Origin of the sequence: Paenibacillus algorifonticola, assembly GCF_000971975.1 — a bacterium.
In the GTDB taxonomy this organism is placed as follows: domain Bacteria; phylum Bacillota; class Bacilli; order Paenibacillales; family Paenibacillaceae; genus Pristimantibacillus; species Pristimantibacillus algorifonticola.
Genome location: NZ_LAQO01000019.1, coordinates 64,395 through 88,870 on the forward strand (window position 1 = coordinate 64,395; position 24,476 = coordinate 88,870).

The following is a 24,476-nucleotide window of genomic DNA, read 5'->3' on the forward strand; positions in this document are numbered from 1 at the left end:
GTCTAATTCAAAGAAATCTAATAGCAACAGCGATCGAAAACCAAATCTTTCACGCAGTGAAGCTGCCTTTCAACAGGCTTTTACGCAAACGGGGAAGGCAAAAAGATATCGACTTCCTTTTTCGTCTGAGCAGAACGGATAATGCCATCAATAACGGCTTGATTGCGAACGATTTGGCTGCCAGGAATAGGGGCCGGTCTGCCGTCGCGAACAGCTTCGGCAAAATCCCACACCTTGGCGTGGAATAGATCCGTTTGGTGCTGAATAACCGGAATCGGGCTTTCCGTATGATGTCCCTGTACATCATGGAACATCGTGATGGAGCCTACACTGCCATCGAATACGCCGCTCCAAGGGCCGGAGCCGGAAGGCGTAACCTTGAGCCCGGCATTGGTACCGAGAAAAAGGGCGGCGCCAAGCGAGTCCATATGCATCGCCCAAGAGATTTTGAAATTGAGCACAATGTCGCCTTCGAAACGAATCATCGCGACGCCGAAATCCTCGACATCAAACTTGTCCGCTTCCTTATGGTACAGCGGGTTCGTGCCAAAATGGTTAGACGTAAACGCCGATACCGTCAGCGGCTTCGGATAGCCGAGCGCATTCATCGCCATGTCGAGCGAGTAGCATCCAATGTCAGCCATTGCACCAGCTCCGGCAATGTCCTTGCGGATAAAGGTTCCGCCCGGCATGCCGCGGCGGCGTCCGCCGCCCGTTTCCACATAATATACTTTGCCCAGCTCGCCGGACGAGATGAGATCACGAATGATCGCCATATTCGGGTCATAGCGCGGCTGGAAGCCAATGTTGAGCATATAGCCTGTTTTGAGCGCTGTCTCTGCCATCGTCACCGCTTCTTCAAGCGTGACCGACATAGGTTTTTCTAGCATGACATGCTTGCCTGCATTCAGTGCATCAACCGTCGTTTGAAAATGGGCGACATTCGGCGTACAAATGCTGACGCCATCGAGCTCCGTGTCGAGCAGCTGCCGGTAGTCGTCATAAGCTTTCGCATGGGGCAGCTCCCAATGCTCGATGAATTGCCCGGCTCGGCCCGGAATAATATCGGCTACAGCCGCAACTTCTACGCCAAGCATTTGCTTGTAGGCTTTGGCATGGGCGCCTGCGATGCCGCCGCTGCCGATAATTCCGATTTTTAGCGTCTTGGACATTGCGATTATCATCCTTTACTACATGATGGACAGCTGCTGCGCGCGGTATTCGGAAGGGGTCATATCAAAACGTTTGCGAAACACCGCATGCAAATAGTTGGCATTGGCAAATCCAGCTTGCTGGGCGATTTTTTCAATCGACTGCGTGCTTTCGGCAAGCGCATGGCATACCGCCTTGAGGCGCATGTTTTCGAGTGTGGCACTGAATGACTGACCGTCCCCAGCCTCCTTGAACACCCGCTGAATATGCCGCGAGCTTAAATTCAGCTTGTCGGCTACATCCTCAAGCGTGACCTCGCCGGAGTAGTTGGCCTGCATATATTCCATAGCGAGACGGTAGCGGTAAGCCTTCATATCGCGAGTGGGTAAGTGGGCCTGTTCCGGCTCCTTCACCGTATCATAAGCGCGCACCGCCCGCAGCAATATTTGAATGACATTTTGTCTGATCGTCGTATAGCTGCCCGTATAATGCCGCGAGCAGGCTTCATAAGCTTCCAGAAACAAAGGCATAGCCTGATGCACATCTTCTGCCGGAAACAGGGGCAGCGTGCGTAGCTTGCTGATGCAATCATCCGCCTCGGCAACTTCCCAGTCATCCGCTTCCGTAACAGTCGGAGGGCCAGGCTGCAATCTGCGATCGATAATATCGACATGCAGGCATAGCTCATCCATAATGTCATCCGGACTTGCCTCCTGATAATGAAGCACATCAGGTCCCGTCAAATAAAACATGCCTTCGTTCAGCGCATACGGCATATCGACTAGAATAACGGTCCCCTTGCCTTGCGGAATAAAATGAAACTCGAACTCGGCATGCTTGTGAAAGTTGACGATTTTGCCGGGAAGAAACTGGGTCAGGTGAAAACGAAGCACATGAATATCGTAATAACCCCAGCGGATGCGAAGATCAAGCCTCTCGAGCGCATCCTGACGCTCACGCATCACTTCGTATGGAAAAGGTTGCAATCGCGCCAAACCTCCCTTCAAGCCGTTATTGCTGAAAAATAATCCGGTAGTCTATTATTGCGCCAGCTCATCGATACGAATCGATTTTCCTTCGCGCACGGAGCGGTTCGCCGCTTCAACCAGCTTCGTTAATTCAACCGCAAGCCGTACATTTTCCTCAGCTTCTGTATTACTTACAATATGATCGGCAAATTGGTTGAAAGCGCCTGGGCGCGAGTCTGGCAGCGCCTGCTCCTGCCATTCCTTCGCAGCATCCTCGCCATTCAAGTTCGTCCGCAGCAGCAGGCGGTCATCCGGTGTGCCATACATCAGCGTGCCTTGCGTACCGTGAATTTCGATGGTGAAAGGCGAAAATGCGTTGACGAAGCCCGCTTCAACGATGCCGACTGCGCCGGATGCTGTTTTAAGCAGCACGACTGCATTATCTTCTACTTCTTTTCCCGTTACATAGCCGTATTGGGCAGATGCTTCAACAGGCTGCTCACCGAGGAACAGGCGAGTCAAATACATCGGATGGCAGCCCAGATCAATCAAAGCGCCGCCGCCACATTGCTCCAAATTGTAAAAATGCTCAGGCAGCCAGTTTTTCGTAGCGCCATCATGCGACAATCTAACCCGAACAAGCGTTACTTTGCCAAGTAGACCTTGCGCTAAAATGTCCTGAATCGCCAGCGTGTAGCCTGCATTCAGCCTTGGAAGGGAAACGGTAAGCTTCACATTATTAGCAGACACCGCTTCGATAACTTCATTAACTTCTTTAAGAGTAGGAGCGATAACCTTCTCCGTAAAAATATGCTTGCCAGCGCGGGCTGCCGCAATGATAACGTCGCGGTGGATGTTGGACGGAGCGTCTACGATAACCGCATCAATGTCGCTTGCGAGCATCTCATCCAAATTGCTGTAGAAGGGAACGCCGAGCTTATCAGCAGCCTCTTGGCCGCGCTCTGGAAGCTCATCCCAAACCGCTGTAATTTCTGTACCTGGATGCGCCTGCGCTTCCTTCGTATAATCCCAAGCATGTACATGCCAGTAGCTAATTTTACCAATTTTAATCATCTCATCACTTCTCCCAACCTAGTATACAAAATTGAGACATCACAGTAAATTTATCATAGAGATTTCAAATTTATTAGTCTAATTAAGTGACTTTGTGTGTATAAGATTACGACGTATTTTTTTTCGTTAACCTTATGAAATAATGATGTCAAAAAGTATCCCTTAACACATGCTAGAAACGGAATATTTTTATTTTATATAGGGATCATTGCTTTAGAAAAATATCATTTGTATGATTAAGGAAGTTATGTGAGAGGGGTAAATGAGGAAATGAGTGAAGGAGTTAGTGTGGTCAAAAGATTAAAAGATTATTTTGGAAAAGGAAAAACTAACCTTTCTAAACTTGGTTTCTTTATTTTGTTTAGCACATCGATATCATATGCGGTCCTCTTATGCATCCGCTTAGCGTTTAAACCCATATTAAATACCACCCCAACAAATCACGTTATCCAGCTTGTTGTCATTATGTACGCAGCCATTTGGTTAGCCATTGTTTATTTTGAATTTAAGCAGCATGTCAGCCTATTTTTATTCAAAACTATACGTCGGAAACTGCTGCCGGCAGTGTTAATCTCAATCATCTTGGATTATGGATTTAATGATCAGAACAGACTATTTTCCGGGGGAGTTTGGTCTGATCTATATGATGTGAATGTAATAGCCATTTCTTTATATGCAATCATTTTGACGATCAAAAAGCTGCTTGCTAAAAAAGGTGAGCCCGAGACTGATGCTGCAGACAAAGCACGGAAGTACCAATTTCATTCTAGTCCATCATTAGGCATTGATGGAACTGACAGCTTGGGTCGTGAGAAGTTTGCGAAAGATTTGGCAGCGATCCTCATAGATCGTATGGCTATTCCTACGGATCATGCTTTGACTATTGGGCTATATGGGCCGTGGGGGTCAGGAAAATCCTCTATTTTTGATTTGATTGAAAAGCAGCATATTAGTAAAGAGAAGATTATTCGTTTCCATCCTTGGTATATGGGGAAGGATCAAAACAATATCATTCCTGAGTTTTTAAAGCTGTTAATATCGCATCTGGAAAATCATCAATCTAATTCCCAGCAGAAGCTTATTTATGGGTTAAAGAAGTATTCGAAATTCTTGACAACTATCAGCATAAGACCGCCGGGGTTTATTGTGAATTTTAAAGATTATATGAGCAATCCTGAATTTTCCAAGGATTTTGAAGATGCTCAAGGTATGAGGGAGCATATTATTGATTTACTGAAAACAGCTCGTATACCTATGGTCGTCTTCATAGACGATATAGACCGTCTGGACAATAAGGAAATTCAAATGATCTTTAAATTAGTGCGGCTTATTGCCGATTTTCCTAATATCACCTATGTTCTTGCTATGGATGAGAAGCATGTAGCGAAATCGTTATCCCAGCTCTATTCTAAAGACTATGAGGAAAAGGTAGGGCTTGAATACATTTCAAAGTTTATTCATGTGCCGCTTTACTTGCCAAGAGTTGATTCCTACCTGATGATTAAAGCTTTTAAAACATCAATGATGAAGATTATAAACGATTTTAAAATTGAAGTTGAAAATGATTACATCGATTATTTGGATGAACTTGCTAATCACTTTCAATTCACGCCAAGGAATATGGAGAGGGTTGCGAATATCGCGATGGTTCATATGCCCATGTTAAAAAAAGAAACGAACCCGAAGGATCTTCTAGCCTTATTAGCGATTAAGATTGATAATCCTGAATTATTTGCGTTTATTTATAAACACTCAAGTCTATTCCTCGGAGGGCAAAGAGACGAAGCAGTTCCCAAAGAACAACTGGAAAAGCTAAACGTACAATTTCCAACTCATATTTCCTTATTGACCAAGTTATTTCCCGTTCTCGGGGGTTCAAGTGTAAATAAATTATTGTCGAACAAAAATAAACTAATTTGCTCTTCTGTACATTTCGATACTTATTTTCAATATGCTGTGCCTTCTTTAAAAGTGTCCAACGAGCAGCTTCAGAAATTTTATACTGCGATTTTGGACAGCGATGAAGAGGGGGGAAAGGTATATGGAGAGCTTGTCACTGATTTGAATCGTGAAGAGTTTTATCATCAATTGTGGCTGGATATAGCTCCAGAGCAGGTCGAGAAGAACATGAAAGTATTGAAATTTGTACTTGATTGGCATCAAGATTTTACGAAATTTACTAAGCAGATGAAAATTTTTATAGTTGAAATATTTAAAGTATTAATAAGGGAAGATAATGATAATGATAATGATGAAGTTGTCTCTGTTTTATCTGCTCATAATGATGATCTGTTGATTGCCTCACAATTAAATAATATTGGTAGTAAAAAGGGGGAATGGGCGGAAAACTATATTTCTGCTCATATGGATCTTTCGAAATTAATGGCCTATCCAGATGATGTGGCCCAAATTACGTTCAACACTTGGGCATTTAATAAAGATAAGGATGATGAGAACATTCGTAAAATGGTCTCCGATTGGACTGCTAAACATGGAATATGGAAGATCGTTAGAATGAAAATGACAAATCCCCTTGAAGATTACAGTTTAGCATTCTGCAATTTTGCAAATTTATTATCCATCTTGCCGATAGAAGAAATTGAAGAAGCTGTTAAGATTGTAGGAGAAATAACATCAGAACATGATTTTAAAAGTGCCCTAAAGGCTGGGGAATTCAGTAAAGAACAAATTGAATTAGCTTATCTACAAAGTACTGGCTACACAGATGCATTAAGAGAACTTTATAATAATCAAAATGCGATTTGGAGTAATACTTTTATAACAGCTGTTGAACAGCTCTGCCAATATGGCAGTCTAGAGAAGATTTCTGAAATTAAAGAAGAGTGGACAAAGTACAAGACACGGTTTTAATACGACTCAAAATAAAGCAAAATCGTGCTAGACTGGACAAATAAAGCAAAAAGCAGCACCACTGGGCGTATGAGAAGTGTAGTGTTGCTGCTTTTTTATTAGGATAATTGCTATTACAAATGCTTGCGATAATCCCGCGGCGAAAGGCGCGTTATTTTTTTGAACGTTTTGCCGAAGTGGGAGAAGTTGTCGAAGCCGGTGGCGGCGGCAATCTCAGTGATCGACTGATCGGTTTCGCGCAGCAGGCGCTGGGCTTCTTTGATGCGGGTAATCGTCAAGTAGGTGGAGAAGGAAAATCCGGTAATTTCCTTAAAGATGCGGCTTAAATAATAGGAGCTGATATAAAATTGCTCGGCAATGGCGCTCAGCCTAATCTCTTCGCTGAAGTGGTGGTTAATGTAACGAACGATTTCGGTAATTTTCGCATGCATTGGTGTGGCATGGGAGAGCGGGACGAATTCGTGCTTTTGCAAATAACGGGCCGCATGCAGCAGCAGCTCGGTAACCGCGATTGGCGGATAAAGCTCAAAGCCAGGAGGGCGTTGTTGAATTTCCTCCAACAGTCTGCGAATGAGCTGCTCCATAACTAGCTGCTCCTGACGAGGCAGCCGCAGCACATGAATATGCTGCTCGAACGGCGATAAAATCAGCCCGCGAAGCTCGGGCGTGAAGGACTCTGGGAAATGCTGATCGAAGTGGATAATGACCCGTTCATGCGAGGCTTCGCCAGCGTACAGCGTTTTATGAACGACATGGCGGGAAATGAAGATCAGATCGCCCTGCTCCACCGGATAAGAGCGGTCATGGACGAAGTAAATCCGCTTGCCGCTGAGCAAATAATAAATTTCATAATAGTCATGAAAATGATCATTTGGCATCGTGAAGGGCTCGGAGCGCTTCATATATTCAATGTACAAATCTGCTAAGCTTCCATAATCAAAGGAAGCTGGCGTTTTTTCGATCATAGCCTTCAAAGCCCCTTTCGCATAAAACACAAAATATGCGGCATATTTTGCGAATTAAGCACTATATGAGGAGAATTATAACACTTATATGCGATAAAATGAAAGCGTATCAAACGATCAAAAAAATCAGACAAAGGGTGAGCCGCAATGACACAAAAGAAAAAGTACGTATTGGTAGGAACGGGAGGAAGAGCTGAGTTTTTCTACGCTGCAATTGCAACCGATTTCAGAGATACGTCGGAGCTGCTTGCATTTTGTGATACGAACCAAACGAGACTTGACCATGCCAATAAGCGTTTAACCGATAAATATGATTACCATGCTGTAAACACCTACAAGGCGGAGCAGTTCGATGAAATGATCGCGAAGGAAAAGCCGGATTCCGTGATCGTGACTAGCGTAGATCGCACGCATCATACGTATATCATTCGTGCTATGGAGCTGGGCTGCGACGTTATTACCGAGAAGCCGATGACGGTAGATGAGAAGAAATGCCAGGAAATTATTGACGCTGTTGAGCGTACCGGCAAAAATGTTCGTGTAACGTTCAACTATCGCTATGCGCCGCATCATACGAAGGCGAGAGAGCTGATTGAGAAAGGCACGATCGGCAAAGTTAATTCCGTGCATTTTGAATGGCTGCTCAATACGCAGCATGGCGCGGACTACTTCCGTCGTTGGCACCGCAATAAAAATAACAGCGGCGGCCTGCTTGTCCATAAATCGACGCATCACTTCGATCTGGTGAACTTCTGGATCGGCTCGCAGCCAGATACGGTATTTGCTTTCGGCGACCTGCTGTTCTACGGAAAGGAAAATGCCGAAGAGCGCGGCGAAACGAAGTTCTACGACCGTGCGACGGGCCATCCGAACGCGACAGAAGATCCGTTTGCGCTGCATATGGACAGCAATGAAAACCTCAAGGCGATGTATTTGGATGCTGAGCATGAGGACGGCTATCGCCGCGACCAAAGCGTTTTTGGCGACGGCATTAACATCGAAGATACGATGGGCGTAATGGTACGCTACAAAAACAATGCGATCTTGACTTATTCACTCAATGCTTATCTGCCATGGGAAGGCTACCGCATTGCGTTCAACGGCACGAAGGGCCGGATCGAAATGGAAATTGTCGAGCAATCCTATGTTAATTCCGGCGGCGAAAAATCGCAAGAGGGCGCGCTGAAAGGCAAGCGCATCATCGTGTATCCAATGTTTGGCGCTCCTTACAATGTGGAAGTAGAAGAAGGAGTTGGCGGCCATGGCGGCGGCGATCCAGTACTGCTCAACGATATTTTTGGCACGCCAGTAGAGGATAAGTTCAATCGCGCGGCGAATCATGTAGACGGTGCCCGTTCGATTTTGACAGGAATTGCAGCCAATAAATCGATTCAGACGGGACTGGCTGTGAAGGTGGACGAACTAGTTAAATTCAGGAGGGACTAACTTGGCTAAGTTTCTGGACGACAATTTTTTGCTGGCAAATGAAACGGCGCGGGATTTGTACCATAATTATGCAAAGGACATGCCGATTATCGATTATCATTGCCATTTGAGCCCGCAGCAAATTTACGATAATATCAGCTTCTCGAATTTGTCGGAAGCTTGGCTGTATGGCGACCATTACAAGTGGCGGGCGATGCGCTCGAACGGCATTGAAGAGAAATATGTCACGGGTGGCGAGGGCGTCAGCGATTATGACCGCTTCTTGGCTTTTGCTCGGACGGTTCCGCAGGCGATTGGCAATCCGCTTTACCATTGGTCCCATCTGGAGCTGCAGCGCTTCTTCGGCGTTGAAGAAATTATTAATGAGCGCAATGCTCCGGTTATTTGGGAAAAAGTAAATGCGAAGCTGGCGGGCGAGGGCTTCAAAGCCCGCGATCTTATCGTGAACTCCAAAGTAGAGGTCGTCTGCACGACGGATGATCCTGCGGATTCGCTGGAATATCATTTGAAAATTAAGGAGCTGCCGGACTTTCCGGTAGCGGTGCTGCCTTCTTTCCGTCCAGATAAGGCGCTGGAAATTAACCGCGCTGGTTTCCTGGAATGGGTCGCGAAGCTGGAGCAGGCTGCGGGCCAAAAGCTGGATAGCTATGAGGCGTTGTTAGCCGCGCTGGAAGCAAGAGTTTCCTTTTTCCACGAGGTGGGCTGCCGCGTTTCGGATCATGCACTTGATTATGTGCCTTACGGAGAGACGACGAAGGATGAGGCGGCGGCGATTTTTGAAAGCGTACTTGCCGGAAACCGTGTAAGCCTTGAGGATGAGAAAAAATACAAAACGTATACACTGGTCTTCCTCGGCAAGCTGTATGCGAAGCATGACTGGGCGATGCAATTGCATATTAATGCAGCGCGCAACAATAATACGGCGATGTTTAATCGCCTTGGACCGGACACGGGCTATGATTCCATCGGCGACAGTCCGCTTGCTTATCCGCTCGTTAAGCTGCTCGATGAGCTTGCGAAGGATGAGGCGCTGCCACGCACGATTCTGTATTCGCTTAATGCGATGGACAATGAAGTGCTTGGATCGATTATTGGCAGCTTTCAAGGCGACGGCATCCCGGGCAAAATCCAGCTGGGCTCCGCTTGGTGGTTCAATGATACGCGGGACGGCATGGTCGTGCAAATGAAGGCGCTCGCGAACTTCGGTCTGCTGAGCCGTTTTGTCGGCATGCTGACGGATTCCCGCAGCTTCCTGTCTTATACGCGGCATGAGTATTTCCGCCGGATTTTGTGCAATTTGCTTGGCGAGTGGGTGGAGAACGGCGAAGTGCCGGATGACCGTGAGCTGTTGGGCGACATTGTCCGCAACATCAGCTATAACAATGCGAAAAACTATTTTAAATTTTAATCAACGCTTGAAGCTAAACTGCCCAGCAAGGAAATTTGCTGGACAATAGCCTTGTATCAAACAGGCACCCTATAAAATAGATGATTGGAACAGCTCGCTTACAAATTGCGGCTTCCAGCATCATTTTAGGGGGTGCCTTTTATTTTTATATAAAATGAATTCTATAATCGTGACTGGGTAATTATTTTTGTTTCGCGGCAAATCTTATGCTCTGACGGCTGCCGTTTCTTTTTGTGCTGCATAAAGCTCAAGCTTGATGAGGGAACGCTCCAGCATCAAGAGCATTTCGTCGATCTCCGTTTCAGTGACGGTCAGCGACGGCATGAGTCGAATGGTGGAGGCGTTAGGCGCATTGATGATGAGCCCTTGCTCCATGCAGTCTGCGGCCAGCGCTGCCGCTGTTCCTTCCGGAACGCTGAAGCCGAGCAAAAGCCCTTTGCCGCGAATAGCGCTGATGGCATATTTCTCAGCGAGGCTTGCTAGCTGCTCCTTAATGGTTTGGCCCATCAGCATGGCATTGGTTGGCAGATCAAGCCTTAAGATTTCTTGCACGACAGCCATGCCCGCTGCCATAGCCAGCGGATTGCCCGTGTAGGTTCCGCCTTGATCACCAGGCTCAAACAGGTCATATTCGTTCGTCGTCAGCATCGCGGATAGCGGGAAGCCGCCGCCGATTCCTTTGGCTAAGGTCATAACGTCAGGCTTGACGCCGTAATGCTCGCTCGCAAACATTTTGCCTGTTCTGCCAAGGCCGGTCTGAATTTCGTCAAAAATAAGCAGGATGCCGTACACATCGCATGCTTTACGCAGTGCCTGCAAATATGGCGCATCGACTGAATAGACGCCGCCTTCTCCTTGTACGAGCTCCAGCATAATTGCGCAGGTCCGGTCGCTGATCGCCGCAAAGCAGGCATCGAAATCATTAATCGGCACATGCTTGAAGCCGGGAACCTTAGGGGCGTAGAGGCTTTCCCATTGGGCTTTGCCTGTTGCGGACATCATCGCCAGCGTTCTGCCGTGGAAGCTGTTGGTTAATGTAATAATTTCATATGCGCCACTCAAGTTTTTCGCACCATGCTTTCTGGCTAGCTTAATCGCACTTTCGTTTGCTTCCGAGCCACTGCTGGCGAAAAAGATTTTATCAAAGCCAGAAATATCCGTCATTAGCTTGGAAAATTCAATCATCGGCTTGTTATAGAAGCCGGGGCTTGCGTGAACGAGCTGACCTGCTTGCTTCGCAATGGCAGCTTGCAGAACCTTAGGCGAATGCCCGAGGCTCGTAACTGCCCAGCCGCCGCTAAAGTCCAAATATGCTTTGCCGTCTGTATCCCATAAATACATGCCTTCTCCGCGATCCATAACGAGCTCCGGCCGTTTGGCTGTAAATAAAATCGATTGATGAGCGGCTTCCAGCAAGTCAGCCGTTGAACCATTTAATTTGTTATGCATTCCTATTCCTCCGTTCAAAACTTGTTATGTATAAATATACATTAAAACAAATAAAAATACAACAATCGGATTATGAATTTGTGTAAAAGGCGACTTCGCCAGACATCAGTTAAAACATTGCAGCGCAAAGAAGCCCCCGTTCCACCTGAATGGTGGAAGGAGAGCTTCTTTGTGCTGTCTCTATGATAATTGTATGTCTGGATAATATGCCAGCTGAGTGAGCTTGACCAATCGGCATGCATGGGGAGCAAGCTCGAAGGAAAGCGAATCCTCGCAACGCCCTAGCTCCTCCTGCTGCCAAACAAAATAGATGCAGCCCATTTCATTAACCGTGTCAGCAATAGCTATTATTTAGCTGTTGTTTTATTGTAGGTAGCGATTTTCTCTGTAATTTGCGCAGCAGCATGATCGAGTGCCGCTTGTGGTGCCTTGCCGCCTGTGAAGGCTTCTTCAATAGCCGACTCTACGATTTGGCGAGCTTCTGGGAACACCCCGATTACCGCGCCTTTCGTAGCGGAGCTTAGCTTCGTGGCATGAAGCTGGTCAACCGCTGTCTGGAACTGCGGGTATTTGGCAAGGTTGTCCTTCACGATTTGCTCGTCATAAGCAAGCTTTGTAATCGGGAAATAGCCCGTGTTAATATGCCATTTTGCTTGTGTTTGCGGCTCTGCCAAATATTTAATAAAGCTCCAAGCGGCTTGCTGCTCGGCATCGGTTTTATTATTCATAATCCATAGGCTGGCCCCGCCAATAATGACGCCGCCATCTGTCGTACCCGCAGGCTTCGGCATGAATGCTGTTCCGACCTCGAATTTGCCTGCTGCTCCATCCACGATGCCGCGAAGGCTGGCGGTGGAATCCATCGTCATGCCGACTTGTCCGGCGATAAATGCTTTTTTCGTATCATCCGTTTTACGACCTAGATTTGACGCTGTTTTGTTATCTACCATTTCTTTCCACCAGCTGAGCGTTTTCACCATTTGGGCGCTGTTGACGAGCGATTCGGTAGCTGCTGTATCACGGCCGTTGCCATTGTTGACATAGTCGGCATTTTGACCCGCGAGGAACTGCTCCATAAACCACCCGTAAATAGCGAAGGAAGCGCCGGTATTGCCTGCTTTCGTTAACGCCTCAGCCGTTTGGCTCAGCTCCTCGTACGTTGCTGGCGGCTTTTCCGGGTCGAGTCCAGCTGCTTTAAACATATCTTTATTGTAGTAGAGAATCGGATTCGATGTATTGAAAGGCATCGAATATTGCTTGCCGTCGAAATTATAATAACCCGCAATATTCGGCTCCAAATTCGACGTATCGTAGCTTTCGGCATCAATAAACTGCTGCGCTGGTGTAATGGCGCCGGAATCTATCATAAAGCGGGAGCCAATTTCGTACACCTGAATGACGGAGGGGCCCGATTTGGAATCCATGGACGCTTTCATTTTATTTAAGCTTTCATCGTAAGTGCCTTGATAAACCGCTTCAACCTGAATATCGCTGTGGGATGCATTAAAATCACTAACCAGCTGATCGACCGCTTTTCCAAGCTCGCCGCCCATCGAATGCCACCAGAGAACTTTAACGGGTTCCGCTGCGGCATCTCCATTTGCCGAGGCTGCTGGAGCAGTCGAAGCCGTACCTGCCTGATTAGCTTCCGTAGCTGCGTTCGTCGTTGTTCCGGCGTTTGAACAAGCGCCCACCAATAGAGTCGCCGCGGTAAACGGCAGAAGCAGCTGCATTTTGTTCCATTTCATGATTATAATTCTCCCTTTCGTCACGCTAATTTGAATTTATTAGGAATGCTTCGGGATAGAAGCAGAATCCATACACCGATTTTTGCTGAAGGACTGCGAAGATATCATCTTTATCCCTCAGCCTTACCCTTTTACCGCGCCTGCGGTAATGCCTCTGACTAGCGGGCGCAGGCCGATGGCGAGCAGCAGGAGGGAAGGGAGCAGGACGAGCGAAACGCCGGTCAGCACCAAATTCCAGGTTGTCAGCTCTTCAAATTGCAGCATGCTGATGCCGATTTGCACCGTTCGCATGCTGTCGCTGTTCGTCGTAAGTAACGGCCACAAATACATATTCCAGGCATTCAGAAAGACGTAGACGGACAAGGACGCAAGCGCAGGCATCGATAGTGGAAACACAATACGGGCAAAATGGCGGATATGTCCACAGCCGTCAATGCGCGCTGCTTCAAACAATTCCCTCGGCAGCTGGAGAAAAAATTGGCGCAGCAGAAATACACCGAATGCCGACGCCAGAAAAGGTATGGTCAGTCCTTGATAGGAATCGAGCCAGTCCCAGGAGCGAATCGTCAAATAATTAGGAATGATCGTGACCTCGCTCGGAATCATCATCGTGGACAGAAACAGCATAAACAGCAGTGCTTTACCGCTGAAGCGGATATAAACAAAGGCATAAGCCGCGAGGCTTGCTGTAACAACTTGTCCAGCCGTAATGATAACAGCGGTCAAAAAGCTGTTCCCAATAAAGGTGCCGATTGGAACCATATCCAGCACCTGCGTAATGCTTCCGAGATACAGGCCTGATGGAAAAAAGTGCGGCGGATAGGCCGAAGCTTCTTCCCCTGTCATAAAGGACTGCAAAAAGGTATACAGCAGCGGAAAGGTGACGAGCAGCGACATGACGATTAAAGCGGCATAAAGTCCGCTGGTATGCAGCAGCTTTATGGATCTCATTGATAATGCACCTTCTTTTCGACGAACAAAAATTGTACAGCCGTTAGCAGCAAAATAATGACGAACAACACAAGCGACAAGGCGCTTCCCGTCCCGAATTGATAGTTAATGAAGGCTTCTTTGTAGATTGAATAGACAAGGACCTGCGTCGATTCTGCTGGACCGCCCTTGGTCAGCAGCTGAATTTGGCCAAACGCTTGAAACGCGTGCATGAGGGACACGATAGTTAAGAAAAATAGCGTTGGCGATACGAGCGGAATCATAATCGAAATGAGCGTTCGTATTGGTGATGCGCCATCGATCTTCGCACTGTCCATAATTTCCTCGGAAATACCCTGCATGCCGCTCATTAAAATAATAAAATTGAAGCCGGAGTTCATCCAAATCGTCATCAGCGATATGGATACGAGTGCCCAAGAAGGATCAGTTAGCCACTGAATGCCCGGCAATCCGGCTAGGCCGAGCAAATAATTGAGCATGCCGACGCTCGGATGGTATAGGATCATCCAGATAACCGAGGCGGTACTGACGGATAATACGACAGGCATGGAGAAGATCCACTGAAATATTTTCATCCCGCGAAGCTTTCCATGCGTTAAATAGGCCGTAATGAGCCCAAGCACGAGACCAGCCGGTACAGTAAGCAAAGCGAATAAAGCCGTCACGCCAAGTGAATTCCAGAAGGACGAGGAGTTAAGCAGCTGCGTAAAATTATCTAGACCGACATAGGCGGCTATTCGGCCGCGCGGGTCCGTTAAATGTGTGCTTAAGTAGACCGAGCGAACGAGCGGATAAAATAGAAAGACGACAAACGCCGCAATAGACGGGGCAAGAAAAAGGTAACCAAGCGATTGTTCGCGCCATTGCAGTTTTTTGCGTGCCGTATGAATAGAGGACTGCGAGGAGATTCGCTTTTGGTGTGTGCGTCGCTTCTCTATCGTACCTTGTGAAAATTGCAATCTAACATCTTCCTTTCAATTTTCAAATTGGGAGAGTTTCCGTTTATAAGCATAGGAGGAAAATGTTATTAGAATGTAATGAAGATAATAAGATTATGTTAATATGGCTAAATATGGAATGGATGAGCGGCTATGATTTGCTATAATAGCAAGCGTAAACGGCTGTCGCCGTCCTCTGGCGGCAAAGCTACCGTTTCGCGTTGAAATATAAGCCCATTATAAGGGTGAAACTTATAAATGCTTATATTTGCACAAATACGTTGGAGAGAGGATAGTGGAAGAATGAATAAGCAGCAAACAGGAGAAGCCGGAGAGAAGAGAGAAAAAGCGAAGCGCCCGCTTATTATCGGGCATCGGGGAGCAGCCGGCGAAGCCCCGGAAAATACGCTCGCTTCCTTCCAATTAGCCGCCGATCAGGGCTGTGATATGGTTGAATTGGACATTCATCTTTCAGCCGATGATAAGCTGGTCGTTTGCCATGATGCGTCGCTGGATCGGACGACGACGCAAGCTGGCCTGATCCGGAGCATGGATTATGAGGCGATTAGCAAGGCGGATGCGGGCAGCAAATTTGCCGAAGCGTTTCGCGGTCAACGGGCACCGCTGCTGGAGGAGGTTTATGCGCTGCTTTCGGAGCATATTCAAATTAATGTGGAAGCGAAAGACTCCTATAACGGCGCGCTTGATGAAGCGCTGGACGCTTTTTTGCAGCAGCCCGGACGTATGGAGCGCACGATTGTTTCCTCCTTCGATCATAAGCTGCTGGCACGGCTGAAGGCACGCATGCCTGAGCTGCGAATCGGGCTGCTTTATGCTGCGTCGTTAATTGCGCCGGCGGCTTATGCCGGGCTTATGGGCAGTGATGTATTTTCGCTGCATCCGCATTATAGCGGTATTGACGCCGAGGATACGGCGGAAGCGGCAAAGGCAAATATCGCTGTCTATCCTTATACCGTGAATGAAGAGCAAGATTTTCTGGCATTGTTAGACATGCAGGTTGATGGCATTATTACGGATTTTCCCGGCCGATTAAAGCAGCTGCTTGATAAGCAGTGGGGAAATTAGTGATTCCTTTTGTGGTAGAATAAGGTTACCAATGAGAGGAAGAGGTGGCGCATGATGGAGGAGAACAAGGAAAGAGAGCTGGATGAAATTAAGCTGCGGCTGGAGAAGCTGGAGCAAGAGCACGGAAAACGGCAAGGCTTGCCTGGCGGACTGAAATTCGCTATCGGTTTTGTTGTTGTATTGTTATTAATGTTGATGTCTATCGGTGTCGTTCAATTTGTTTCGGCAGCATGATAATAGCAGGAAGAAAAAGACAACGGGAGGGCCATGCATTTATGATTTTGGAAGTTGCTATTTTACAGGTTAGGGCGGGGCTCGCAGATTCGTTCGAGGCCAGCTTCAAGGAAGCTTCGCAAATGATTTCCAGCATGAAAGGCTACGTGCATCATGAGCTGCAGCGCTGCCTGGAGGCGCAAAATAAATACCTGTTACTCGTGAAATGGGAGACGCTGGAGGATCATACAGAGGGCTTCCGCGGTTCCACGGAATATCTGGAATGGAAGCGGCTGCTGCATCATTATTATGATCCGTTTCCGGTCGTGGAGCATTACACGAACATCGAGCTGTAGGATGAGCAAGCTATTATTTATATGCAGCCGGAACAAATGGCGCAGCTTGACAGCTGAAACGGTGCTGAATGGTGTTGATGGACATGAGGTGCGTTCTGCCGGAACGGAGCCGCAGGCTAGAGTGCGAGTGACCGAAGGCCACATCGGCTGGGCTGATGTTATTTTTGTCATGGAGAAAAAGCATTTGCGCCGTATGCAGGAGAAGTTTCCCCATGCTTTGAGCGAGAAGCGGGTCATTTGCCTCTACATTCCCGATGAATACGAATATATGAATGCGGATCTTATACAACTGCTGCAAGCTGCCGTTATAGAATATATGAGGTAGAGGTAGACGGCGGGGCTTATGGGCTCCGCCTTTTTTCTAGGCTGTATTTGCAAACTAGAGTCGGCATGCTGCTCCTTGCTTAACTCTTATTCGAGGCCAATCTCATCTAACGATTCAAAGCTTAAGGAACCGCCGCATGCGATTGTTGCTAGGACCACACAGCTAGGGATACCCCCCCCCCTTTTTTGAAGGACTGAGGTTCCGCTATTCTGGCTTTTGATCCGATTTTTGGCCGTAAGCGGACAGGAAATCCGTTATTGCCCTCCTCATCCCGTCAAAATGGCTTTTGGCAGCATATTAACGGCTCCTGAGTCCGCAGACTGTGCCTTAACCCGTGATTTTGTTGAAATAGCGGCTGCTGTGTCCATCAAGTCTATCCTTGTGTCTTTGTGATCGGAGCAAACCCCTGAAACGAAGCGCACGACGCTTGCTCCGATCATTATTTTTAATATGAATAATAGAGGTGGCATTTAATTATGAACAATAGTCATCCCAGATATGTTACCCGAAGCGCTGTGGAGGGTCTTGTAGAGAAAATGAAGTTGCCAGCTCCAGGTGAATTCACACAAGACTGGGAATATGAAGTTGCTGATTCCACTAGAATCGGTGAATTCCTGCATGCTTATGAAAATATGGATTTAAACCTCGAAGAAAAATTTGCTTTAATGATCATTATTGTTGAATCATACAACGATGCGATTTTGGGAAACAAGGTCGAGGAAAATATGGCTGAGCTCATAAAATATCATCTAATAAGGGATATTAATATTCATATAAATACCATTTATTATTGGGCGAAACTTGATGAGGATGATATTGAAAATGTTTTTGCTATAACGCCTTTTATGAGAGAACTGGCTGCTATAGATAAAAAAATGTAGCTTATACAGCTATTTCGAAAAAATACACATTGAAATCCGCTCTTATTTCGTAAGTGATTGCAAGCGATGGCCCAATAATTTCTTGCGAATTTCGACATATTCGTTTAATATTTTCACCATACATAGTGCTTGAAGCATGTTAGTTTTGGGTAGCGGACTAGTAAAAAAGGCTGGGTTTGATGCGAGAGGAAGAGGATCGGATGATCGGATTTTTCAGGAAACGTTTAGTGGCACGCATTGTTGCGGTAGTTACGCTAGTCATTATTATTATCTCTGGCGGCAGTGTATTGCTGCAGCTGGCGAACATGAAGTCAGCTGCTCAGGAGGCCATTTCCAGTTATAACATCCAGATTGCCCAGAGCTACGTCAACCAGCTGGATACAGCTACTTATGCTGAGTTTGCCAAAGAACCGAAGGAAAATGATTTATTTTTGACCATACGTGATGAGCTCGATGATTTTCGGGTGCGCATTGGCGCCATGTATGTGTATTTCGTGAAAATAGATGACAAGGGCACGCCGCTTATTATGGTAGACGGCATGAAGGATGTAGATAAGGCATCGCCGATCAATGAAGTGACCGATATGCCGGGCGATGCGGTTCAGGAGCTGCTGCAAGGGAAAACGGCCAGCTCGCAGATTATTGATAATGAGGAATACGGCAAATATATTTCATCGTATGCTCCCATATTGGACAGCAGCGGCGCATTCATTGGCGTCATCGGCATTGATACGGCTGTTTCGGTTATTGGCGATATTGAATCGGATATTATTAAGTCGAGCATTCCCTTTTATGCGCTGCTGCTGTTCATTACGGTTGCAGGCATAGCGATCGTATTGCGCTTCGTCGTGAAGGGACTCAGACCGCTGAAAGTATTGAAGGCCAGTGTGGATAAAATGGCGCATGGCGAGCTGGCGCAGGCCAATCAGATTTTGACGGCGTATCATCTCAGAAGTGAGGATGAAATCGGCAGTACGTTTAAAGCGATGATTCATATGTCCGGCAACTTGAATAAAATTATTAGCGATATGGTGGCAGGTGTCGCGGCAACGACGGATATTTTAGTAGATTCGACGGAGCAATTCAGCCGCAATGCGGAGGAGATGCTGGTCATGAGCAAGACGGTTGACCATTCCGTGCAGCATATCCGGCAGGGCGCACATACGCAGAAGCAAGGCGCAAGCGACAGCGCGAATGCGATGGAGGAAATCGCTAAAGGAATCACCAGCGTATCCGAGTCTTCTACCGCGGTTTCGGATGCGGCAACAAGTGCGCTGGCTACAGCACAATCCGGCAAGCAAAGCATGACAGAGATGAAAAATCAGATGGAGAATATTTCTTCCGTAGCCGGCGATGTGGTGGCGATGGTGGAAGTGCTGAGCGGCTACTCGCAGGAAATTGGCGGGGCGCTGCAAGCGGTTCGGGATTTTGCCACCCAGACGAAGCTGCTGGCGCTGAATGCTTCGATTGAAGCGGCCCATGCAGGCGAACATGGCAAAGGCTTCGCCGTTGTAGCCGATGAAGTGCGGAAGCTGGCGGAGGCTTCAAGCTTATCGGTACAGATGATATCGGATTTGCTGCTTGGCATTCAGCAGGAGTCCCAGCAAATCGGCACGCAGATGGGTGTTACCGCGAAAGAGATTGGCCAAGGCGTGGCGATTACGACGGAAGCAGAGCTGGCTTTTACGCATGTGGTGGACGCTTTCCGCATCGTGACGCATCGCATTCAAGAAGTATCCGCATCGGCAGAGGAGATGACAGCAGGTTCTGAGGAAGCTGCGGCGTCCGTCCATGCGATTTCGCATATTGCATCTGGCGTTTCGGAACGCTCCGATGAAATTTATCGCTTGACCAGCGAGCAGTCGGTCATGTTCCAGAAGGTCGCGCAAACGTCGAGTTTGCTTCGGCAGCAGACACATGAAATGAGCGAAGCCGTGAAAAAGGTTAACGTATAAGGCAATAGAGCAAGAGCGGGGCGCATGCGGGCGTCCCGCTTATTTTTAAATATAAGAATTTATAAGGTTCACACTTATAATGGGCTTATATTTCATCGCGAAACAGTAGCTTTGCCGCCAGAGGACGGCTTCAGCCATTTACGCTTGGTTCAGAAATAGAAACAGGTATAATAGATAAGAGGAAAGAGTAGGAAATGATAGAGGAAGAGAAAGAAGAGGAGGAGCTTATGCGCAAGCCGTTAAAAAGAGTAGGGATATTCATAGCCGCTGTAGCTGCTATCGTCGTTTTTCTTTATTTTCAAAATAATGCTTTGACGGTGTCGTCATTTCAGCTTTCGTCGGCCAAGCTGCCGCAGGGGCTGAAAGACTTTACGATTGTGCAGCTGTCCGATGTGCATGGCAAAAGATTTGGCGACAATCAGCAGCGGCTCGTTCGCAAGGTGGAAAATCAGCAGCCGAACATCATCGTCGTTACAGGCGATTTAATTGATAGCAGGCGTGGAGGCGAGGCGGAAAGCCTTGAGCTAATGGCAGAAATCGTTAAGCTGGCGCCTGTTTATTATGTGACGGGCAATCATGAATATGCTTACGCACGTTACCCGGAGCTGGAGAAAAAGCTGCTGGAGCTTGGCGTTCATGTCCTGCGGAATGAAGCGGAAAGCATTCCTGTTGGAAGTAATAATGGAATTGGAGCTGGAGAGATCCGGCTGCTCGGCATCGATGATCCGAAATTTTCTACGATTGGCGGACATGATGCGGAGGCGGCTGAGCAGAATATTCAAGCAGCCATCGAAGACTTTTCTAAGATATCCGGGATGGCTGATACGAATGCCATTACGAAAGCGGAAGTGGGAAAGCAAACGGAAAACGGGCCGTACACGATATTATTGTCCCATCGTCCCGAATTGTTTGACGTCTATGTTCGTGCTGGAATGGATCTGACATTCTCGGGACATGCCCATGGCGGGCAAGTCAGGCTGCCATTCATTGGCGGACTCGTCGCTCCGGGGCAGGGCTTTCTGCCCGTGTACGATGCAGGCCAATATGCGAACGGGGAAACGAATATGCTGGTCAGCAGAGGGCTTGGCAACAGTATCGTTCCCCAGCGCTTGTTCAATCGCCCAGAAATAGTTGTCGTGAAGCTGTCAGCTGTTAGTTAGCGCCCGTTGGTGGGCGGTTATGGCGCTTCTGCTGCATTTAATTGGGTAATCCCACCGATGATTAATGGAACGATTTTGCTGGCTAAGGCGGATGGGGACTCCTGTCTGCCTTCCTGGTTCCATTGATAGGTGATGCCATAAATCGACCAGCTTAACAAGGTAGCAGCATGCTCCAGCGTTTTTTGATCCTTGTGGGGATTTCCTTGTGTCAGCAGTTGAAGAATAAAATCATCCAATTGCTTTTTAATATTTTTTTCAATAATAGGTGCGACTGAATCGTATTTCTTGAGGCATTTATTGCTGGATTCATGGTAATCGCATAATGAAAAAATAAGCTCCTGAACCGTTTCCTCCGTCAAACGCGCCCGGGCATCAACCCGCTTCAGAACATATTCCATAAAGGCATCCGCTAATAAAGCTTCAAGCAAGGCATATTTATCTGGAAAATGGGCATAAAACGTCGCCCGATTAATCGTCGCTTTTTTTGTAATGTCCATAATGGTCATCGTGTGAAAGTCCATATGATTTAATTGCCACATGAAAGCATCTAAAATTAATTGGCGTGTTCGAATGACACGCGGATCATTTGGGTTTGGAGCAAAAACGCCTGACATTCTCAAAGCCTCCTCTTTCGTACATCTAAGTCTCCTCCTATTATAAACATGTGTTGTTTAACCAACCAGTAATTTTTTGAAAGGCGACAATTTTCTTCTTGCTTCGCTTAAGCAACAAAATGAGCAACTTGTCTGTTGAAAGAGGCTAAAAACCTTGTTAATATTTCACTCGTACCCCATTTGATTGCGTGCAACGAAGGGCAATTAAGTGTACAAGTGGCGGCCGCTCATCGAAAGAAAACGATCAGCGAAAATAGAGGAGGCGTTATTTTTGAGCAATAAACAGCAGGAAACGCATTTAACCGAAGCCTTATTTCAACCTTATACGATTCATAATTTGACTATACCGACCCGTATTGTAATGGCGCCTATGTCACGTGGTTTTTCACCAAATGGTGTGCCAGGGCCCGATGTCGCTGCCTACTATCGTCGCCGCGCCGAAAATGGTGTTGGACTTATAGTGACCGAAGGAACCGTCATTAACCACCCAGCTGCGACGAGTGAGCCAACTTTGCCGCATATTTATGGAGAAGCCGCTTTAAACGGTTGGGCGGAAGTGGTCAGACAAGTGCATGAAGCTGGCGGCAAAATTTTTCCGCAAATTTGGCATATGGGCATTGCACGTCCTGCTGGCTCCCAGCCCAATCCGGATGCGCTGTCGATCGGTCCATCAGGACTTGATCTGGATGGTAATAAAGTGGGCGAGCCGATGACAGAAGAAGAAATCGCAAACGTTATTCAGATTTATGTGGATGCAGCAGTAAATGCGAAAAAAATTGGCTTTGACGGTATCGAGCTGCACGGTGCTCACGGTTATCTCATTGATCAATTTTTGTGGGAGCAAACGAATGTGCGGACGGATCGCTATGGCGGCAGCATGATGAAACGTGCTCAATTTGCCGTAGAGGTTATCCAGGCTATCCGCGCTGCCGTAGGCCCTGACTATCCGATTGCCATCCGCATATCGCAATGGAAAATGAACGATTACAACGCGAAGCTTGTCGATACGCCGGAGCAGCTGGAGCAATTGCTGAGTGTTTTGGTGAAAGCGGGGGTGGACATTTTTCACTGCTCGACGCGCCGCTTCTGGGAGCCTGAGTTCGAAGGCTCTGAGCTTAATTTTGCAGGATGGGTGAAGAAGCTGACGGGCAAAACGACGATTACAGTTGGCTCTGTGGGGCTGGATACGGATTATGTGTCGCTTTACACAGAAGGCAAAGGGGCGGGGCATACGGATATTGATGCTTTACTGGAGCGGCTGGACAACGATGAATTTGATCTTGTAGCCGTTGGACGCGCGCTTTTGGGCGATCCGGCATGGGCCACGAAAATACGCGAAGGCCGAATGAATGAGCTTCAAGCTTTCACGCCGGAAGTGCTCGCTACGCTCGTATAAACGATTCGACCCGAGGAGAAGAGCCGCCGATTGGGATAAAAGAAAGAAGCTTTCGCTACCCGTCAATAATGGGGCGAAAGCTTCTTTTTGATTTGCAGCAATTGATCTACAGCAATCTTTTTTACAACAAGTATCCCAGCCTAGAGCACTTTACTTAGAAAAGCTTGCGTACGCTCATGCTGCGGCGCATCGAAAATCGCAGCGGGCGAACCTTGCTCGACAATATAACCGCCATCCATGAAAATAACACGGTCGGCTACTTCGCGGGCGAAGCCCATCTCATGCGTTACGACGACCATCGTAATGCCTTCATGAGCCAAATCCTTCATGACCTGAAGCACCTCGCCGACCATTTCCGGGTCCAGCGCGGATGTTGGCTCGTCGAACAGCATGACCCGCGGATTCATCGCCAGCGCGCGAGCGATTGCCACACGCTGCTGCTGTCCGCCAGACAATCGAGCGGGATATTCATCTTTTTTCGCAGCAAGACCGACTTTATCCAGCAGCGCTAATGCCTGCTTCTCGTTCTCCGCCTTGCTCGCTTTCTTAATATGCTTAGGCGCAAGCATGATGTTCTCCAGCACCGTCAAATGCGGAAACAGATTAAACTGCTGGAACACCATGCCGACATTTTGCCGCAGCTTATCGATATTGGTCTTTGGCGCCGTGACAGTCACCTCGCCGATTTTCACAACACCGGCTGTTACTTCTTCCAGCAAATTAAGGCAGCGAAGGAAGGTGCTTTTGCCTGAACCGGAAGGGCCGATGATGCAGACGACTTCCTTTTCGGTAATAGTGGTGGAAATATCCCGCAGCACCTCGTTGTCACCAAACTTTTTCTGCAAACCTTCTACAATGATCATTTCAGGCTCAGCCTCCTTTCAAGCACACGGGACAGGCGTGAAATACCGTAAATAATGATGAAATACAAGACGCCGACCGTTCCCCAAATTTCAAAAGCGCGGTAGTTGGTAGAAATGATAATTTCACCGCTCTGGGTCAGCTCCTTAATGCCGATAACCGACAACAGCGACGTATCCTTGATGCTGATCGTGCACTGATTGACGAAAGCGGGAATCATCCGGCGGAACGCCTGCGGCAAAATGACGAGGCGCATCGTCTGCACCTGGCTCAGACCAAGCGAGCGAGCAGCTTCCCGCTGTCCTTTATCGATCGACGAAATGCCGGCGCGGAAAATTTCCGCAATATAGGCGCCGGCATTGGCGCTGATCGCAATGATCCCAGCCGTCTCCGCAGGTATGCGGATATCGAGAAAGGCTGGCAAGGCGAAATAGATGAAAAAGACTTGAACGAGCAGCGGCGTACCGCGAATAATATCGATATAAAGCGTTGCAATAAACTTTAAAATTTTATTCGATGATGTATTCATTAATCCCGTAATTAATCCGATTGCGAATGCAATCAGCAGCGAGATTACAACAATTTTGACCGTTATCCATAACCCTTGCAACAGCAAAGGCATCGCATCCACAATAACTTGCCACGAGGACATCATGAAA

At 47.5% G+C, this 24,476-nt stretch carries 22 protein-coding genes; 11 read left to right on the plus strand and 11 right to left on the minus strand.

Going from position 1 to position 24,476, the window contains the following annotated elements; translation table 11 throughout:
* Positions 1 to 80 precede the first annotated feature (80 nt).
* Genes WH37_RS23170 through WH37_RS23180 form a run of 3 tightly spaced genes read right to left on the minus strand, consistent with a single transcriptional unit; the run spans position 81 to position 3,194 of the window.
* Positions 81 to 1,172: a Gfo/Idh/MocA family protein gene (locus WH37_RS23170; RefSeq protein ID WP_046233012.1), complete on the minus strand. Its 1,092-nt coding sequence runs from the start codon at positions 1,170 to 1,172 to the stop codon at positions 81 to 83.
* Positions 1,173 to 1,190: 18 nt separating this feature from the next.
* Positions 1,191 to 2,138, minus strand: a complete 948-nt coding sequence (locus tag WH37_RS23175) for an AraC family transcriptional regulator (protein WP_231594336.1) — start codon at positions 2,136 to 2,138, stop codon at positions 1,191 to 1,193.
* 54 nt (positions 2,139 to 2,192) lie between these two features.
* Complete coding sequence (locus tag WH37_RS23180; protein WP_046233013.1) at positions 2,193 to 3,194, minus strand: Gfo/Idh/MocA family protein; 1,002 nt, start codon at positions 3,192 to 3,194, stop codon at positions 2,193 to 2,195.
* 270 nt (positions 3,195 to 3,464) lie between these two features.
* Between WH37_RS23180 and WH37_RS23185 the strand changes: the two genes are divergently transcribed.
* Positions 3,465 to 6,065, plus strand: coding sequence for a KAP family P-loop NTPase fold protein (locus WH37_RS23185; RefSeq protein WP_046233014.1), 2,601 nt, complete (start codon positions 3,465 to 3,467; stop codon positions 6,063 to 6,065).
* 113 nt (positions 6,066 to 6,178) lie between these two features.
* Here the strand turns inward: WH37_RS23185 and WH37_RS23190 are convergent, their stop codons facing one another.
* Positions 6,179 to 7,030, minus strand: coding sequence for an AraC family transcriptional regulator (locus WH37_RS23190; RefSeq protein WP_046233015.1), 852 nt, complete (start codon positions 7,028 to 7,030; stop codon positions 6,179 to 6,181).
* A 147-nt stretch (positions 7,031 to 7,177) separates the two neighbouring features.
* Between WH37_RS23190 and WH37_RS23195 the strand changes: the two genes are divergently transcribed.
* Both WH37_RS23195 and uxaC read left to right on the plus strand, forming a co-directional pair.
* Entirely contained in the window at positions 7,178 to 8,476 is a 1,299-nt protein-coding gene (locus WH37_RS23195) for a Gfo/Idh/MocA family protein (protein ID WP_046233016.1), read from the plus strand.
* 1 nt (position 8,477) lies between these two features.
* Positions 8,478 to 9,884, plus strand: a complete 1,407-nt coding sequence (gene uxaC, locus WH37_RS23200; protein ID WP_046233017.1) for a glucuronate isomerase — start codon at positions 8,478 to 8,480, stop codon at positions 9,882 to 9,884.
* A 204-nt stretch (positions 9,885 to 10,088) separates the two neighbouring features.
* On the opposite strand, the gene WH37_RS23205 is transcribed toward uxaC, so the two are convergent.
* The 4 genes from WH37_RS23205 to WH37_RS23220 all read right to left on the minus strand — a co-directional run bounded on the left by WH37_RS23205 (position 10,089) and on the right by WH37_RS23220 (position 14,991).
* A complete protein-coding gene (locus tag WH37_RS23205) occupies positions 10,089 to 11,333 on the minus strand; it encodes an aspartate aminotransferase family protein (protein ID WP_046233018.1) in 1,245 nt (414 codons plus the stop codon).
* A gap of 347 nt (positions 11,334 to 11,680) precedes the next feature.
* The gene (locus tag WH37_RS23210; protein WP_046233019.1) at positions 11,681 to 13,081 is read right to left on the minus strand and encodes an ABC transporter substrate-binding protein; all 1,401 of its coding nucleotides are present in this window, start codon (positions 13,079 to 13,081) and stop codon (positions 11,681 to 11,683) included.
* A 123-nt stretch (positions 13,082 to 13,204) separates the two neighbouring features.
* On the minus strand, positions 13,205 to 14,032 hold the full coding sequence (locus tag WH37_RS23215; protein WP_046233020.1) for a carbohydrate ABC transporter permease: 828 nt from the start codon (positions 14,030 to 14,032) through the stop codon (positions 13,205 to 13,207).
* Complete coding sequence (locus tag WH37_RS23220; protein WP_143088587.1) at positions 14,029 to 14,991, minus strand: carbohydrate ABC transporter permease; 963 nt, start codon at positions 14,989 to 14,991, stop codon at positions 14,029 to 14,031. Before WH37_RS23220 ends, WH37_RS23215 begins: the two co-directional genes overlap by 4 nt.
* A gap of 282 nt (positions 14,992 to 15,273) precedes the next feature.
* Between WH37_RS23220 and WH37_RS23225 the strand changes: the two genes are divergently transcribed.
* The 7 genes from WH37_RS23225 (at position 15,274) to WH37_RS23255 (ending at position 20,946) form a co-directional block, all read left to right on the plus strand.
* Positions 15,274 to 16,056 carry a glycerophosphodiester phosphodiesterase gene (locus WH37_RS23225; RefSeq protein WP_046233021.1) on the plus strand — a complete coding sequence of 261 codons (783 nt, stop codon included), beginning with the start codon at positions 15,274 to 15,276 and terminating at the stop codon, positions 16,054 to 16,056.
* 51 nt (positions 16,057 to 16,107) lie between these two features.
* Positions 16,108 to 16,290: a hypothetical protein gene (locus tag WH37_RS23230; protein ID WP_143088588.1), complete on the plus strand. Its 183-nt coding sequence runs from the start codon at positions 16,108 to 16,110 to the stop codon at positions 16,288 to 16,290.
* Positions 16,291 to 16,331: 41 nt separating this feature from the next.
* Complete coding sequence (locus WH37_RS23235; RefSeq protein ID WP_046233023.1) at positions 16,332 to 16,625, plus strand: antibiotic biosynthesis monooxygenase family protein; 294 nt, start codon at positions 16,332 to 16,334, stop codon at positions 16,623 to 16,625.
* Position 16,626: 1 nt separating this feature from the next.
* Positions 16,627 to 16,950 carry a low molecular weight protein tyrosine phosphatase family protein gene (locus tag WH37_RS23240; RefSeq protein ID WP_143088589.1) on the plus strand — a complete coding sequence of 108 codons (324 nt, stop codon included), beginning with the start codon at positions 16,627 to 16,629 and terminating at the stop codon, positions 16,948 to 16,950.
* A 476-nt stretch (positions 16,951 to 17,426) separates the two neighbouring features.
* Entirely contained in the window at positions 17,427 to 17,831 is a 405-nt protein-coding gene (locus WH37_RS34935; RefSeq protein WP_052737158.1) for a hypothetical protein, read from the plus strand.
* A gap of 200 nt (positions 17,832 to 18,031) precedes the next feature.
* Complete coding sequence (locus WH37_RS23250) at positions 18,032 to 19,786, plus strand: methyl-accepting chemotaxis protein (protein ID WP_046233098.1); 1,755 nt, start codon at positions 18,032 to 18,034, stop codon at positions 19,784 to 19,786.
* A gap of 227 nt (positions 19,787 to 20,013) precedes the next feature.
* Complete coding sequence (locus tag WH37_RS23255; protein WP_046233099.1) at positions 20,014 to 20,946, plus strand: metallophosphoesterase; 933 nt, start codon at positions 20,014 to 20,016, stop codon at positions 20,944 to 20,946.
* Positions 20,947 to 20,963: 17 nt separating this feature from the next.
* On the opposite strand, the gene WH37_RS23260 is transcribed toward WH37_RS23255, so the two are convergent.
* A complete protein-coding gene (locus tag WH37_RS23260) occupies positions 20,964 to 21,560 on the minus strand; it encodes a TetR/AcrR family transcriptional regulator (protein ID WP_046233025.1) in 597 nt (198 codons plus the stop codon).
* Between the two features lie 271 nt (positions 21,561 to 21,831).
* On the opposite strand from WH37_RS23260, the gene WH37_RS23265 reads away from it, so the two are divergent.
* Positions 21,832 to 22,956, plus strand: a complete 1,125-nt coding sequence (locus tag WH37_RS23265; protein ID WP_046233026.1) for an NADH:flavin oxidoreductase — start codon at positions 21,832 to 21,834, stop codon at positions 22,954 to 22,956.
* A 140-nt stretch (positions 22,957 to 23,096) separates the two neighbouring features.
* Here the strand turns inward: WH37_RS23265 and WH37_RS23270 are convergent, their stop codons facing one another.
* Entirely contained in the window at positions 23,097 to 23,819 is a 723-nt protein-coding gene (locus tag WH37_RS23270; protein ID WP_046233027.1) for an amino acid ABC transporter ATP-binding protein, read from the minus strand.
* Positions 23,816 to 24,472 carry an amino acid ABC transporter permease gene (locus WH37_RS23275; RefSeq protein WP_046233028.1) on the minus strand — a complete coding sequence of 219 codons (657 nt, stop codon included), beginning with the start codon at positions 24,470 to 24,472 and terminating at the stop codon, positions 23,816 to 23,818. The genes WH37_RS23270 and WH37_RS23275 overlap by 4 nt, the downstream gene beginning before the upstream one ends.
* Positions 24,473 to 24,476: the final 4 nt, after the last annotated feature.